General features: G+C 68.3%; 17 protein-coding genes. 8 read left to right on the top strand and 9 right to left on the bottom strand.

All coding sequences use genetic code 11. The features are described from left to right. Positions 1–9: 9 nt before the first annotated feature. The 5 genes from RCO27_RS05235 to surE form a co-directional block, all read right to left on the bottom strand. The gene (locus tag RCO27_RS05235; RefSeq protein ID WP_309001578.1) at positions 10–354 is read right to left on the bottom strand and encodes an EF-hand domain-containing protein; all 345 of its coding nucleotides are present in this window, start codon (positions 352–354) and stop codon (positions 10–12) included. 203 nt (positions 355–557) lie between these two features. Then, entirely contained in the window at positions 558–1,175 is a 618-nt protein-coding gene (locus RCO27_RS05230; protein ID WP_309001577.1) for a Pr6Pr family membrane protein, read from the bottom strand. Further along, positions 1,168–1,491 (bottom strand): antibiotic biosynthesis monooxygenase, encoded by a 324-nt coding sequence (locus RCO27_RS05225; protein ID WP_309001576.1) that lies wholly within the window; start codon positions 1,489–1,491, stop codon positions 1,168–1,170. Before RCO27_RS05225 ends, RCO27_RS05230 begins: the two co-directional genes overlap by 8 nt. Then, the gene (locus RCO27_RS05220; RefSeq protein ID WP_309001575.1) at positions 1,488–2,546 is read right to left on the bottom strand and encodes a potassium channel family protein; all 1,059 of its coding nucleotides are present in this window, start codon (positions 2,544–2,546) and stop codon (positions 1,488–1,490) included. Before RCO27_RS05220 ends, RCO27_RS05225 begins: the two co-directional genes overlap by 4 nt. Further along, positions 2,546–3,310: a 5'/3'-nucleotidase SurE gene (surE, locus tag RCO27_RS05215; protein WP_309001574.1), complete on the bottom strand. Its 765-nt coding sequence runs from the start codon at positions 3,308–3,310 to the stop codon at positions 2,546–2,548. The genes RCO27_RS05220 and surE overlap by 1 nt, the downstream gene beginning before the upstream one ends. Before the next feature lie 90 nt (positions 3,311–3,400). Between surE and RCO27_RS05210 the strand changes: the two genes are divergently transcribed. Further along, entirely contained in the window at positions 3,401–3,841 is a 441-nt protein-coding gene (locus RCO27_RS05210; protein WP_309001573.1) for a host attachment family protein, read from the top strand. A 5-nt stretch (positions 3,842–3,846) separates the two neighbouring features. Here the strand turns inward: RCO27_RS05210 and RCO27_RS05205 are convergent, their stop codons facing one another. From RCO27_RS05205 to RCO27_RS05190, 4 genes are read right to left on the bottom strand one after another with little or no spacing between them, the layout of a single operon-like run. After that, positions 3,847–5,004 carry an ABC transporter permease gene (locus tag RCO27_RS05205; RefSeq protein ID WP_309001572.1) on the bottom strand — a complete coding sequence of 386 codons (1,158 nt, stop codon included), beginning with the start codon at positions 5,002–5,004 and terminating at the stop codon, positions 3,847–3,849. Continuing rightward, positions 5,001–5,918: an ABC transporter ATP-binding protein gene (locus RCO27_RS05200; RefSeq protein ID WP_309001571.1), complete on the bottom strand. Its 918-nt coding sequence runs from the start codon at positions 5,916–5,918 to the stop codon at positions 5,001–5,003. Before RCO27_RS05200 ends, RCO27_RS05205 begins: the two co-directional genes overlap by 4 nt. Then, positions 5,915–6,886, bottom strand: a complete 972-nt coding sequence (locus tag RCO27_RS05195) for an HlyD family efflux transporter periplasmic adaptor subunit (protein WP_309001570.1) — start codon at positions 6,884–6,886, stop codon at positions 5,915–5,917. The genes RCO27_RS05200 and RCO27_RS05195 overlap by 4 nt, the downstream gene beginning before the upstream one ends. After that, entirely contained in the window at positions 6,883–7,518 is a 636-nt protein-coding gene (locus tag RCO27_RS05190) for a TetR/AcrR family transcriptional regulator (protein ID WP_309001569.1), read from the bottom strand. Before RCO27_RS05190 ends, RCO27_RS05195 begins: the two co-directional genes overlap by 4 nt. Before the next feature lie 158 nt (positions 7,519–7,676). On the opposite strand from RCO27_RS05190, the gene RCO27_RS05185 reads away from it, so the two are divergent. From RCO27_RS05185 to RCO27_RS05155, 7 genes are all read left to right on the top strand, one after another. Then, on the top strand, positions 7,677–10,037 hold the full coding sequence (locus tag RCO27_RS05185) for a chemotaxis protein CheA (protein ID WP_309001568.1): 2,361 nt from the start codon (positions 7,677–7,679) through the stop codon (positions 10,035–10,037). Further along, entirely contained in the window at positions 10,030–10,464 is a 435-nt protein-coding gene (locus RCO27_RS05180; RefSeq protein ID WP_309001567.1) for a chemotaxis protein CheW, read from the top strand. The genes RCO27_RS05185 and RCO27_RS05180 overlap by 8 nt, the downstream gene beginning before the upstream one ends. Positions 10,465–10,527: 63 nt before the next feature. Further along, positions 10,528–10,893 (top strand): response regulator, encoded by a 366-nt coding sequence (locus tag RCO27_RS05175; RefSeq protein WP_309001566.1) that lies wholly within the window; start codon positions 10,528–10,530, stop codon positions 10,891–10,893. Positions 10,894–10,958: 65 nt separating this feature from the next. Beyond that, a complete protein-coding gene (gene cheB / locus RCO27_RS05170; RefSeq protein ID WP_309001565.1) occupies positions 10,959–11,993 on the top strand; it encodes a chemotaxis-specific protein-glutamate methyltransferase CheB in 1,035 nt (344 codons plus the stop codon). Next, positions 11,993–12,844, top strand: a complete 852-nt coding sequence (locus RCO27_RS05165) for a protein-glutamate O-methyltransferase CheR (protein WP_309001564.1) — start codon at positions 11,993–11,995, stop codon at positions 12,842–12,844. The genes cheB and RCO27_RS05165 overlap by 1 nt, the downstream gene beginning before the upstream one ends. Positions 12,845–12,893: 49 nt before the next feature. After that, complete coding sequence (locus tag RCO27_RS05160; RefSeq protein ID WP_374990366.1) at positions 12,894–13,577, top strand: N-acetylmuramoyl-L-alanine amidase; 684 nt, start codon at positions 12,894–12,896, stop codon at positions 13,575–13,577. Between the two features lie 170 nt (positions 13,578–13,747). Then, a complete protein-coding gene (locus tag RCO27_RS05155; protein WP_309001562.1) occupies positions 13,748–14,380 on the top strand; it encodes a protocatechuate 3,4-dioxygenase in 633 nt (210 codons plus the stop codon). The last annotated feature ends 18 nt before the right edge of the window (positions 14,381–14,398 follow it).

Genomic DNA, 14,398 nt, shown 5'->3' with positions numbered 1-14,398 from the left:
ACAGCCCCGTCATTGCGGACTTGCCTGCCGTGCGCCGGCTTCCGCACCGCTGATCTCGCCATTCCCGTCGGTGTCGGCGCGCTGGAACGCAGCGGCGATATCTGCCTCGCTTGCCTGCGCGCCCTGCGCTCGGGCGCGCACCATCGCGGTGAACTCGGCCCGGCTGAGGCTGCCATTGTGATCGGTGTCGTGGACGCCGAACGGGCTGCTGTGGCTGCCGGCGCCGGTGCTGGGTTCAGAAGCGGGCGGCTGCGACTGGCTGGGCGTCGGTTCGCTCGGCGGCGGCTGCGTGTCCTGGGCCAAGAGCGGGGCGGCAAGAAGGAGGGCCGAGGCGAAAAGAACTGGACGGTACATAGGAAGCTCCATTGCGAGATGTGCGGGGTTCGAAAAAATGCGGGCGGCTGGCCCCGCAATTCCTGCCGCAGGCGTCGAACCGGCCTCGCCAAGCTCTTGTTCCTCTTTCACTTTCGTCTCGGCGCGCGATGCCGTCGCCGCAAGCACGAGTCGTTGCACTGGGGCGTCCGCCCGCGCCTCCGCGAGTCTGTGAGGCGCCTCTTCTACGCGCCCCTGCCGGCGCGGCGCCGGTCGAATCCGACCAGGGCGAAGCCGCCGATCAGGAAGCCGACGGCGATGAGCAGGGCGTTGAGGCCGGTGCGCGCCCAGCCGATCTCGCTCACATCCATGAACGGATAGGGATAGCGCCCGTCGATCGCGCCGCGCGCCAGGGCATAGAGGAAATAGGCGAGCGGCAGCAGCGTCCAGAGCCACGGGTCGCGCGGGCTGAGGACACCCCGCGGGGCGAAGGCCAGCCAGTAGAGCGGCACCAGCACCGGCGTCACCTGGTGCAGCAGCACATTGGCCAGAACCGCGCCGCCGCTGAGCTCGACAAGGCCGCGCAGCAGAAGGCCGTACACGATGCCGACCAGCAGGATGGCGAGCGTGGTTCCGCCAAGCAGCGACGGCGCCGTCGCGGCCCGTCGCCCCAACGCGATCGCTGTGAAGAGCAGCGCAACGATGAGGTTGGTGATGATGGTGAAGAAGCGCAGCATCCCCCACAGCGTCGCGCCGACGGTGCGGTTGATCTCGAGGCTGGCATCGAACTGGACGGCGAGGCCGACCCAGGCGACCAGCGCAATCAGGGCGGCGGCGAGGCGGGAGAGGCGTCCGTCAGCCATCCTGGGCTCTCCGGTCGATCACCTCGAAATGGGCGGCGCGCTGGTCGAAGCGCGACAGGACGGCCTGCGCCGCGGCGGGGACATGGCTCACCGCATAATCCTCGCCCATGAAGGCACGGATCGCCGCGAGGCTCTCGAACCACATCAGGGTCTGGAACTCGACCTCGTCGCCGTCGGCGCGGCGCATCAGATCGATGTGGAGGAAGCCGGGAATGCGCCGCGCCTCGATACCGGGGATGACCTCGCCACGCACCACCTTCTCATAGGCTTCAGCATTGTCCGGCGTCGTCCATCCGCGCCAGAGCCGGCAGATCATGGTGTTGCCCCCTGGTCCTCCACATCGCGTTCGGCCGGCGCCGTCGGCAGGATCTCGATGATGCAGTCGCCAGGGACAAGCGACTGCGCTTCCGGCTCCCAGAAGCCGTAGGGCTTGCCGTCGCGGTACAGGCGCACGCCGAGCCCGTTGGCAATCGCCGAGATCGGCTTGCCGCACTCCTCCGGCGTCACGTTGCGCTCGTGGAGCTGGACCCGGCCGCTCGAACTGGCGAGGTCGGCGAGATAGTCGGCGATATGCTCGCCATGGGTCGAGCCGGCGAGCAGCAGCCCGGCGAAGCTCACCGGATTGATGACGGTGGTCGCGCCGGCCTGCCGGGCGAGCAGTTCGTTGTCCTGGTTGCGCACCGCGACGCTGATCGGGATGCGCGGCGCGAGGTGACGCGCGGTGAGCACCATCAGGATGGAGGTGTCGTCGCGCCCGGCCGAGATCATCATCGCCTTCGCACGGTCGATATGGACGTCCTTCAGCGTCGTGTCGCGGGTGGCATCGGCGCAGAGCACCGCGCAGCCCAGGGATTCCGCGCGTTCCAGCGCCACGGGCTCGGCGTCGATGACGACGATCTCTGCGGCAGGAGTGCCACGCGCGATCAGCTCGTCGACGGCCTCCGAGCTGCTCGTGCCGAAGCCCGCGACGACGATATGACCGCTAAGGCGGCTCTGAAGCCTGGCCATCTGCCATCTCTCCCATGTCCGGCGGAAAACGAAATTGTAGGCGGTGCCGATGAAGATCAGCACGAAGAAGACGCGGATCGGCGTCACCACCAGCGCGTCGAACATGCGCGTGTTGTCGGCGATCGGAACGACGTCGCCGTAGCCGGTCGTGGTGATCGAGATCATGGTGAAATAGATCACGTCGAGGAAGCTGACGTGATTGTCGAGATTGTCCCTGAGGCCGTCGCGCTCCAGCCAGTGGACGAGCACCGCGAAGACGAGCAGGCCGAGGACCAGGGCGACGCGCCAGCCGATCTGCACCCAGACGGGCAGCGGGCTCTTGCGCCGCAGGGTGACGTGGTCGGGCCCCCGGCGCAGCGCCATCAGGGATAGAGCGCCTTGAGGCGATCCAGCGACGGATCGTGGGTGAGGTCGAGATGGAGCGGCGTCACCGTCACATAGCCGTCGGCGATCGCCTCCAGATCGGTCGCGTGGCCGGGCGTGTGCAGCACCGGGCCGAGCCCGAACCAGTAATAATTGTAGCCGCGCGGATCGGTGCGTTCGACGATGCGGGTGCGGCCATAGTCGCGCAGGCCCTGACGCACGACACGGATGCCCTTCACCTCGGTGGGCGGTCGCGCCGGGAAGTTGACGTTGGCCAGCGTGCGCGGCGCCATCGGCTCGGCGATCAGCGGCCGCAGCACCTCGTCGGCCCAGGCCTCGGCCGTGGCGAAGGGCACGGTATCGCCCATGCCTTCGCGCGCGTAGTTCTGGCTGAGCGCGACCGATGGGATGCCGGCCAGCGCGCCTTCCATCGCCGCCGAGACGGTCCCCGAATAGGTGACGTCCTCGCCGAGGTTCGCGCCGCGGTTGACGCCGGAGAGGATGAGGTCCGGCTGCATGTCCTTGAGGACATGGGCGAGGCCCATCATCACCGCGTCGGTCGGGGTGCCGGTGACGCAGAAGCGGCGCTCGCCGAGCTTCCTCAGGCGAACGGGAACCGTGAGGGTGAGCGAATGGCCGGCGCCCGACTGCTCCTCGGCGGGCGCGACGATCCAGATGTCGTCCGAAAATTCGCGGGCGATCTTCTCCAGCACCTTGAGCCCCGTCGCATTCACGCCGTCGTCGTTGGTGAGGAGAATCCGCATGGCCCCGCTATGCCGGGGCGCGCGGCGTGCGGCAACCATCCGCGCCGGATTCGCGTTGGTCGGGCAACCGGATCAACGATGGAGCGAGCGATGCGGGTCCCCAACAACAGCGTCGTGCTGGTCGCCGACGGCCGCAAGTCCCTGTTCTTCCGCAACGAAGGCGACGCAGCCTTCCCGAACCTCGTCGTCGAGGACAAGGTCGTCCAGGACAATCCCGACCATCACGAGCAGGCGACCGATCTCGCGGGCCGCGCGGCGACGCCGGTCGCCGGGATCGGCGGCTCGATGGAGGAGGTCGATTTCCATCAGCAGGAGGAGGACCGCTTCGCCGCCGGGATGGCCGAGACGCTGAAGGCGCGGGCTCTGGGCGGCGACTATGAAGCGCTGATCGTCGTCGCCCCGCCCAGGACGCTCGGCGAGCTTCGCAAACATTATCACAAGGAGGTCGAGCGCCGGCTGGTCGGCGAGGTGCCGAAGGACCTGACCAGGATGCCGGTGGACGAGATCGAACGGGTTCTGCAGGCGCAGTAGCGCGATCAGTCCAGCGTCGTCCGATACCTCGCCAGGGCCAATGCGGCGACCGCGCAGACGAAGACGGCCAGCGCGAGCAGGCTCGGCCCCATGTCGGCGAAGCCCTGACCCTTGAGCAATGCGCCGCGCACGATCCTCAGGAAATGGGTCACCGGGATCAGCGTGCCCAGCCATTGCGCCCAGTCCGGCATGCCGCGGAACGGGAACATGAAGCCGGAGAGCAGGATCGAGGGCAGGAGGTAGAAGACCGAAAGCTGCATCGCCTGGAGCTGGGTGCGGGTCAGCGTCGAGATCAGGAAGCCCAAGCCCAGCGAGCCGATGATGAACAGGGTCGTGCCGAGGATGAGCCCCGGCCAGCCGCCCGCCATCGGCACGCCGAACAGGACCCGTCCGATGATGAGGATCAGCGCCGTCTGGATCATCCCGACGATCACAAACGGCGCGAGCTTGCCGATCATCACCTCGAGCGGCTGGACCGGCGTCGCGAGCAGGCTTTCCATCGTCCCGCGCTCCTGTTCGCGCGTGACGCCGATCGCGGTCATCATCACCAGGGTCAGCGTCAGCACGATGCCGAGCAGGCCGGGGACGATGTTGTAGGCGGTGATGTTCTCCGGATTGTAGCGGCGGTGGACGACGATCTCGAACGGCTGCTCGGGATCGGCCGGCGGCGCCACCGCGCCGGTGAGGTCGCGCCGCAGCGCCTCCCGCGGCAGCTGGGCGAGCGCGGCGAGCGCGCTCCCCGTCGCGGTGGGATCAGTGGCGTCGGCCTCGACCAGGATCTGTGCCCGGTCGCCGCGCACGACCCGCCGGGTGAAGTCGCCGGGAATGGTGATCGCGAACTGGACCTGGCCGGTGCGGACCAGTTCGTCGAGCTCCGCGGCGTTCCGGACCTGATGATTGATGTCGAAATAGGAGGAGTTGGCGATCCCCGACACGACCGAGCGGGCAAAGACGCTGTTCTCCTGCACCAGAATTGCGGTCGGCAGGTGGCGGGGATCGGTGTTGATCGCATAGCCGAACAGCAGCATCTGGATCACGGGCACGGCGAGGATCAGCGCATAGGTGATCCGGTCGCGAGTGAGCTGGATGAACTCCTTGATGAGCACGGCGCCCGTCCGTTCGAGGGAGAAGGCCTGGTTCGGCTGACGGGGCTCCGCGCTCATTGGAAGTTGTCCGGGACGCGGCTCATCAGGTGGATGAACACGTCCTCCAGCGTGGGCTCGGTGCGCGCCCATCTGAACGGGGACCGTTGATAGGGGGCCAGCGCTCTTTCGAGCCTATCCGCGTCGCCGCCGCTTACGTGGAGCGCGAGGCCGAACGGCGCCGCCATCTCGACCGCCGGGTCCCTGAGCAGTTCGCCCGCGAGCCGGTCGACGCCCGGGCCTTCGCCGCGCCAGGTCGCGAGCTTCGCGCCCGCGATCACCTCCTCGGCAGTGCCGCGGGCGAGCAGCTCGCCATAGGCGATATAGGCGATGTCGTGGCAGCGCTCGGCCTCGTCCATATAATGGGTCGAGACCAGCACGGTGAGGCCGCGGGCGGCGAGCGTGTGGATTTCGTCCCAGAAGGTCCGCCGTGCCTGCGGGTCGACGCCCGCAGTGGGTTCGTCGAGGAGGAGCAGCTGCGGCTCGTGCAGGGTCGCGACCGCGAGCGCCAGGCGCTGCTTCCAGCCGCCCGAAAGCGTGCCCGCAAGCTGCTTGCGGCGCTCGGCGAGGCCGAGCTGCTCCAGCGCATCCGCCACCCGCTCTCCGATCCGGTCGAGGCTGCGGATGCGGGCGGAGAACTGGAGGTTCTCCTCGACGGTCAGGTCCTCATAGAGCGAGAATTTCTGGGTCATGTAGCCGGTGCGGCGCTTGATCTCCCAGCTTTCCGAGATGATGTCGAAGCCGAGCGCGGTCCCGGTGCCGCTGTCCGGCGTCAGCAGGCCGCAGAGCATGCGCAGCGTGGTCGTCTTGCCGGAGCCGTTGGGGCCGAGGAACCCGGTGATCCGCCCCTCGTCCACCCGGATCGAGAAGTCCTTCACCACCCGGCGGCCGCCGAACGACTTGTTGAGACCCTGGGCGTCGATCGCGACGGTCATTCGACCCGCTCCACATCGACCGGCAGGCCGGGGATCAGCGCCGCGCCGTTCGCCGGCCGCGCCTCGACCATGAACACCAGCCGGTCGCGCGCCTCGCGGCTGTAGATGACCGGCGGGGTGAATTCGGGGCGCGGGCTCACATAGGAGATGGTCGCGGCGAGGTTCGTGGCGCAGCCGTCGCAAGAGAAGTGGACCTGACGGCCGGGACGGTAGGCGGCGACTTCCGTCTCCGGCACGAAGAAGCGCACGAACACGCGGTCGTCGGGGATCAAGGCGATCACCGCCTGATTCGCCGCCACCCACTCGCCGCGCTGGAAGAAGACGTCCTCGATCCGCCCGGCCGACGGCGCGATCGGCGACAGGGTCGCGAGGCGGGCGCTGGTTTCGGTGACTCGACCCTGCGCCTGCGCGACCCGGGCGTCGGCGGCGCGGATCTGGTCCTCGCGCTGGCCCAGTTCGGCGACCTCGATCCGCTGCCGCGCCGCATCGAGCTGTGCCGCGGCGTTCTGATAGGCCGCCCGTGCTTCGTCGAGCCGTACCCTTGCATAGATGCCACGCCGCACGAGCTCCTGGGCGCGATTGAGGGCGATCCGCGTCTCGCGCACCGAGGCCTCGGCGGCATTGCGGTCCGCTTCGAGCACGGCGATTTCCGGCGGACGCTGGCCGCGCCGGGCGTCTTCGGCCTGGGCACGTGCCGCGGCAAGCTCGGCTGTTGCCTGGTCGGCCTGGGCCGCCTGCTGGTCGGGTTCGACCTGGAAGAGGCGTGCGCCGCCGTCCACGCGCTGGCCGCGCCGGACGCCGAGCCGGGTCACCGTTCCGGGCACCGCAGCGGAGAGATAGAGCGTCTCGCCCTCAATGTAACCGGAAAGGGTCGGCGCTGGCCGGAACTGTGGCGCAAGCAGCAGCCAGGCAAGGAACAGGACCGCGAGGCCGGCAAGGACCAGGACGACGGCGCGCTGCGGCTTCATGGCCGGGCCTCCTCGGTGAGCAACCCGCCGAGCACCGTCTCGGCATGCTGGCGGGCGATGGTGGGAAGATCGGGATCGGCACCGCCGATCGGCGTGAACGTCTCGCGCCAGATCGCGCCGAGCATCATCGGGCCGACGATCGAGAAGGCGTGGATGCGGGGATTGCCGGGCCGGACCTCGCCCCTTGCCTGCGCGCGCGCAATCAGCTCGGAAATGACGCCGACCGCCTTCTGGACCACGTCGTCGTGCCAGACCTTGGCGAGCTCGGGGAAATTGCGCGATTCGCCGACCACCATCTTGGCGACGGCGCCGATCGGCACGTTGATGATGATCTCGGCCAAGCGCGGCAGGAATGTGCGGATCAGGGCGGGGAAAGGGAGGTCGGCGGTAAGGATCGCGGCGCGCACCGCATCCACGTTCGGCACGACCACCTCACGCACGACCGCGCGGAACACATCCTCCTTGGTCTCGAAATAGAGATAGAGCGTGCCCTTCGACACGCCCGCGCGCCGCGCGATCTCCTCCATCCTGGCGCCGGCGAATCCCTTTTCCGCGAATACGCCGAGGCCTGCGGCGACGATGTCGCCCGGCCGTGCTTCCTTGCGGCGTCGCCATCTCGGCTGGCTGGTCACGCTTCTTCCTAATAACTGACCAGTCAGTCATTAGTGTGTGTTTTAGGCTATGTCCAGTCGAATTTTGGGAGTTTGAAGACCGATATGAGGCTGCAGAGGAGTGAACGCCTTCTTAACCAAGCCCGTCCCATAAGTCCGCGGCGCGCAGGTGAGGGGCCATGGACGACCTGATCAACGACTTTCTCGCGGAAACCCGCGACATGCTGCAATCGCTTTCCGGCGCGATCGTCGCCTGGGAGGCCGAGCCGGGCGACCGCGAACGGCTCGACGAGATTTTCCGCTTCGTCCACACCGTCAAGGGCAATTGCGGCTTCTTCGATCTGCCGCGTCTCCAGCAACTGAGTCATGCCGCTGAAGATGTGCTGGCGGATGTGCGCGCGGGCCGCCGCACCGCCGATTCGAGGCTGGTGAGCGCGGTGCTCGCGGTCATCGACCGGATCGGCGAGCTTGTGAACGCCCTCGAAACGGGGGACTCGTTGGCCAGCGAGGATGACGAGCAGCTTATTGCCGCGCTGAGCGAGGACGAGGAGGAGGACGTCGAGACCGCTCCGACCGCAACGCCGGAGCCCGACGCGCCGGTCATCGATCTCGAGCGCCGCAAGAATGTCCGCTCGATCCGTCTCTCCGTCGACCTGCTTGACCGGATGATGAGCGGCGTTTCCGACGCGGTGCTCGCCCGCAACGAGCTGGCCCGGCGCCTGCGCGACGCCGAGCGCGACGTCGCCGTCGAAGCGGCCTTCGAACGTGTGTCCGGCTGCATCGCCGAGATCCGCGACGCCATCACCCGCACCCGCATGCAGCGGATCGACAACCTGTTCGCCGCGCTGCCGCGGATGGTCCGCGACCTCTCGTCCGAACTCGGCAAGCAGGTCCGGCTGGAGGTGGACGGCGGCGACGTCGAGCTCGATCGCGAGATGATCGAGATGATCCGCGATCCGCTGAGTCACATCGTCCGCAACGCGATCGACCATGGCATCGAATCCTCCGCCGACCGGGCGAAGGCCGGCAAGGAAGCGATCGGCGTGCTGCGCGTGTCCGCGCGCCAGGCGGGCAACCAGATCCTGATCGAGGTCGCCGACGACGGCCGCGGAATCGACGCCGACAAGCTGGTCGCCAAGGCGATCGCCGCCGGCATCGTCACGTCCGACCGTGCGGAACGCATGTCGCATGTCGAGCGCATTCAGCTGATCTTCGCGGCCGGCCTCTCGACCGCCGGCCAGGTGACCGCGATTTCCGGCCGCGGCGTCGGCATGGACGTGGTGCGCGCGAATATCGAGCGGATCGGTGGCGTCGTCGATCTCGACTCGCGGCTCGGCCATGGCGTGAAGCTCGTTATCCGCGTGCCGCTGACGCTCACGATCATTCCCGCGCTCACGGTCAGCGCGGGCGGCCAGATCTTCGCCATTCCGCGCTCGGCGATCGAGGAGATCCTGCGTGCCCGCGGCGCGGCGGTGCGGGTCGACCGGCTCGGCGACGCCAATGTCGCGACGATCCGCGGCCGCCGCGTGCCGCTGGTCGGCCTCTCCGGCCTGCTCGGCGTCGACACCGCGGTCGCCGACGACGAGCAGAAGCTGATCCTTCTCAAGCCCGCCGGCGGTGACGTCTACGCGCTGGCGGTCGATGCGGTGCATGACCATGAGGAGCTGGTCGTGAAGCCCGCCGCGCCGCTGGTGATGGCCGCCGGCCTCTATGCGGGCACGACGCTGGCCGATGACGGCCGGCCGATCCTGCTGCTCGATCCGTCGGGCATGGCGAGTCGGGCAGGCGTAGGATCGGGCGAGCAGGAGGTGGAGCATCGCCCTGCGGCCGACGCCATGACAGAGCAAACGCGCGAAAGCACATTGCTGCTGTTCCGCGGTCTCGACGGTGGCCTGCGCGCGGTTCCCGTGCCGGTGGTCGAGCGGATCGAGGATGTTCCGGCCGACAGTATCAGCTTCACCGCGGGCCGGCTGCGGGTGCCGGTGGGCGAGCGAATTCTGCCGCTGGCGGGCTGTGCCGAAGCGCCGGCCGAGGGCCTGCTGCGTATCCTCCGCCTCACCGACGGGGCGGCCGAGATCGCCTACGGCTTTGCCGAAGTCGTCGATATCCGCGCGGTCGCGATCGACCTTCAGCCGGCGCTCGTCCCTGGCGAGGTTTCCGGCGTCGCCCTGATCGACGGCAACCAGGTCGAGATCGTCGACCCCTATTGGCTGTTCGCCGCTTTTGCCGGCGAGGCGGCCGACGGCGCGGAGCAGCCGACCTGCGCCTTGCCCGCGGATGATCCCTGGATGGCCAATATTCTGCGCCCGTTGATCGAGAGCCTCGGCTATCGCGTCGTCCCGGCAGGCGAGGAGGTTTTGGCGGATATCGTCATCGCCAGTGCAGAGGCAGGCGGCGCGGCGCAGTCCACCGCCGGCGAAGTGTTGCGTATTCGGGCACGGCCTGAGCCGGACGAGGGCGATAACAGCATCTATCGTTACGACCGCGCGGCATTGATCAGCGCGCTTTCGCGCCACGGCAAGGATCGCAAGCATGGCTGAGCTCGTCCTCATCGTTCGCATGGCCGGACGCCGCGTCGCCATTCCTGCCTCGGAAGTCGAGGCGGTGGTCGAACTGGAAGGCCTGACGCCGGCGCCGCGCGCCGCCGCTCATGTCGCGGGCCTCTCGGCCCTTCGCAGCCGGGTGCTGACCGTGATCGACGCGATGGCATCGCTCGAACTCGGCTGTTCGTTCGGCGAGGGCCTGATCGAGGCCGTCGTCGTCAATTCGGGAGGGCATCCCTATGCGCTCCTCGTCGACGAGGTCGAGGACGTGATCGAGACGGACGGCGCACCACTCGCGGTGCGGGCGCCGATCGGCGCGGGCTGGGATCGGGTTGCGATCGGCATGATCGATGCCGGCAGCGATCTGCTGCTGCTCGTTGATCCGCACCTCGTCATTGCGGGGCCTGCGGCCCAGGCGGCGTAAGCCTTTAAAGTTGTGCTTACTTCTTGCCGTTAATGGTCTGGACGCCGTCACGGAGCATGAAGAATGAAGAGCTGTCTTGTCGTCGATGATAGCAAGGTGATCCGCAAGGTCGCCCGGCACATCCTTGAAACCCTGAACTTTTCCGTCGACGAGGCAGAAGATGGCCGTCAGGCGCTGAACCGCTGCGAGGAGGCCATGCCCGACGTCATCCTGCTCGACTGGAATATGCCGGTGATGAGCGGCATGGAATTCCTGCGCGCGCTCCGCGGTTCGGACCAGCCGACGCAGCCCAAGGTCGTGTTCTGCACGACCGAGAACGACATCGGCCATATCCGCGCGGCGATCGCGGCCGGCGCGGACGAATATGTGATGAAGCCGTTCGACCGCGAGACGATCCACAGCAAGCTCCAGATCGTCGGCCTGGCGTGAACGCGCTTCCGGCGCCTGAACGGCGGCGGAGGCCTGACGGGCCGACCGAGGCGCCCATCCGCCTGATGATCGTCGACGACTCGACGGTTGCCCGGGCGGTGCTGTCGCGGATGCTGGCGTCGGATCCCGATTTCGAGGTCGTGGCGCTGGCCGGCAATTCGGTCGAGGCGGTCGATGCGTTGAAGTCCGTGGCGGTCGACATCGTCCTGCTCGACGTCGAGATGCCGGGAACGAGCGGCCTCGAGGCCCTGCCGCTGATCATTCGAGCCGGCGGCGGCGCACGCGTGCTGGTCGTCTCGTCGATGGCCGAGGACGGCGCGGAGGTTGCGGTGCGTGCGCTGGCACAGGGCGCGGCCGATACGCTGCCCAAGCCCGGTGCCAGCTCCCCGTTCAACGGCCGTTTCGCGCAGGTGCTCGGCGACCGGCTCAGACGGATCGGTCGCGCCGGGCGCGAGCGGGAAGTCGCGGTCGCCGCAACGCCCCATCCGTCGCGGCCGATTCACCTGCGCGACACACCGGACCGGCCGCTCGGCTGCGTCGCGCTCGGCGCATCGACCGGCGGGCTTCATGCCCTGATCGGGTTTCTAGGCGCGCTGCCGCCGCGGATCGGCGCGCCGATCCTGGTGACGCAGCATCTGCCGGCGATCTTCATGTCCTATTTCGCCCGCCAGCTCGAAGCGGCGTGCAACCGCAAGGTGCTGGTCGCCGAGGACGGGCGCCGGGTCGCGCCCGACGTCGTTCTGGTCGCGCCCGGCGACGCGCATCTGGAGCTCGATCGCAGCGGTGGCGAGGTCAGGGTGCGTCTCAATCGCCGCCGGGCGCCGTCGGGGTGTTGCCCCTCGGTCGATCCGATGCTGGCGGCGGTGGCCGAGGTCTATGGCGACACCGGCGCCGGCGTGATGCTGAGCGGCATGGGCCGCGACGGGGTGATCGGTGCCGGCAAGCTCGTCGAGGCTGGCGGGATCATGCTCGCCCAGGACGAGTTCTCGTCTGCGATCTGGGGCATGCCGCGCTGCGTCGCCGAGGCGGGGCTTGCCTCGGCGGTTCTGCCGCCGCGCGAGCTTGCCCGGCGGATCGCTTTGCGTGCGGAGATGGCGTGATGGAATTGAGCAGTGCTTCCCAGCGCATCCTCGCCAGCCTGCTCGAGGCGCGCAGCGGCCAGCAGCTGACGTTCAGCCGCCGCTGGCGGATCGACAGTGCGCTCTCCTCGATCCTGCGCGAGCACGGCTTCGCCAGCCTCGACCAGCTCGTCGCCCGGCTCGTTTCGAGCCGCGACAAGGCGCTGACCGATCAGGTGGTCGAAGCGCTGCTCAACAACGAGACCTATTTCTTCCGCGACAAGCTGCCGTTCGATCTGCTGCTCGGCGGCCCGCTCGCCAAGCTGGAGAAGGCCCGCGCCCGCGAGCGGCGGATCACGATCTGGTGCGCCGGCTGCTCGACCGGACAGGAAGCCTATTCGCTGGCGATGAGCTTCGCCGACGAGCCGAACCGCTGGCTCGGCTGGCGGATCGAGATCGTCGCGACCGATCTCTCGCGCTCGGCGGTCGAGCGTGCCCGTTCGGGCACCTATTCCCAGTTCGAAGTGCAGCGCGGCCTGCCGGTTATGCAGATGGTGCGCTGGTTCGAGGAGCTGGGCGGCGGCGAATGGCAGATCGCGAAGAAGCTGCGCGAGGCTGTCCGCTTCGAGGTCGGCAACATCATCGAGCCGCCGCCGTCGCCGGGCCGGTTCGACATCATCCTGTGCCGCAACGTCCTGCTCTACTTCGCGCCGGAGATGCGGCGGATGGCATTCAACCGCATGGCCGCGGCGATCGCGCCGGACGGCGCGCTGATGCTCGGCGCCGGCGAAACGGTGCTCGGGCAGACCGACAAGTTCGTTTCCGATTCGCAGCATCGCGGACTCTATGTTCCCGCGCCCGCCAGGTCGGCCGCCACCGCCCGGGTCGCCTGAACCGCTTGACGCGCGCGCGCTTTCGCGCGGTAAATGCCGAGTGGACGCGATCATCGATTGCCTGTCGCCCAATTTCGACGAGCGGGATCGGCCGATCTCGGTCATCGTGCTCCATTATACCGGCATGGAAAGCGCCGAGGCGGCGATCGAACGCCTGTGCGATCCCGAGGCGCGGGTCTCCTGCCACTATCTCGTCGACGAGGACGGCCGGGTGCTGCGCATGGTGCCGGAGGACAAGTGCGCCTGGCATGCCGGCAAATCCTACTGGCGGGGGGTGACCGCGCTCAACGGCTGCTCGATCGGGATCGAGATCGTCAATCCCGGCCACGAATTCGGCTACCGCCCGTTCCCGGAAGCGCAGATCGAGGCGCTGATCCCGCTCGTCTCCGACATCAAGGACCGCCACGGCGTCACCCGCGGCAACATCGTCGGCCACTCCGACATCGCGCCCGCGCGCAAGCAGGATCCGGGCGAGCTCTTCCCCTGGGGGCGGCTCGCGCGCCTGCGGCTCGCGCTGCCACGGCCGACGAAGAACCTCATGGACCCGAACTGGACCGACGGTGGCTTCCTGCTCGCGCTCGAACGGTTCGGCTATGACGTCGCCGATCCGCTCGCCGCCACCGTCGCCTTCCAGCGCCGCTTCCGCCCCGAACTGATCGACGGCACGATCGACGGCGAATGCCGCGCGCTGCTGCTCGCGTTGCTGCTGCCCCAGCCGCGCGGGGAGGATTGAGTGGCGACCGGGCGCGGAAACTTCATAAGTTTCAGCTTCCCTGGGCAAGAAAATCGGGCCGGCGATCCGAATGCGCGGGGTAGTGGATCGAAGCCGACAAAGGCGGGCGTTTCCACACCGGTCGTGCTAATGTCGTCGGACAAGCAAATTTCGGGGGACGCGGCATGCTCTTGTCCCGACGCCAGCTTCTCGGTCATTTCGCGGGCGCCGTGGTCGCGGCGCCTGCCTTCTCGCAAGATCCCCGCAACCGGCTCGAGCCGACCCCGCAAGAGATTGTGGGCCCGTTCTATCCGATCGCCAAGCCGGTAGACCACGATGCGGATCTGACGAGAATTGTCGGTCGCCGGGAGCGTGCCGCCGGCCAGGTCATCGAGGTCTCGGGGCGGGTCATGGACTTGGCGGGGCGCCCGGTTCCCGACGCCGAACTGGAAATCTGGCAGGCGAACGCGGCCGGGCGCTACGCGCATCCGAGCGACGACAATCCGGCGCCGCTCGATCCCAATTTTCAGGGCTATGCCCGAGTCACCACCGACACTGCCGGAGAATATCGCATCGTCACCATCAAGCCCGGCGCCTATCCAGGCGGACGCCGGGGCATGCGCACACCGCATATCCACTTCGATCTGAGCGGCCGCGTCGATCGGCTCGTAGCGCAGATGTACTTCCCCGGGGAGCCGCTCAATGCCACCGATGCGTTGCTGAGCACGAACATCCGTCCCGCGATGGTGCTCGCCACTGACATCGGCCCGGCGGCCTCGGGCATTCCCCGCTATCGCTGGGATATGATTGTGCGCCGTGGGTAGTCGCCGCGCGGGCGTCGA

It is taken from the genome of Sphingosinicella sp. LHD-64 (genome assembly GCF_031157375.1).
Taxonomy (GTDB): Bacteria; Pseudomonadota; Alphaproteobacteria; order Sphingomonadales; family Sphingomonadaceae; genus Allosphingosinicella.
This window is presented reverse-complemented; position numbering and strand designations above follow the sequence as displayed.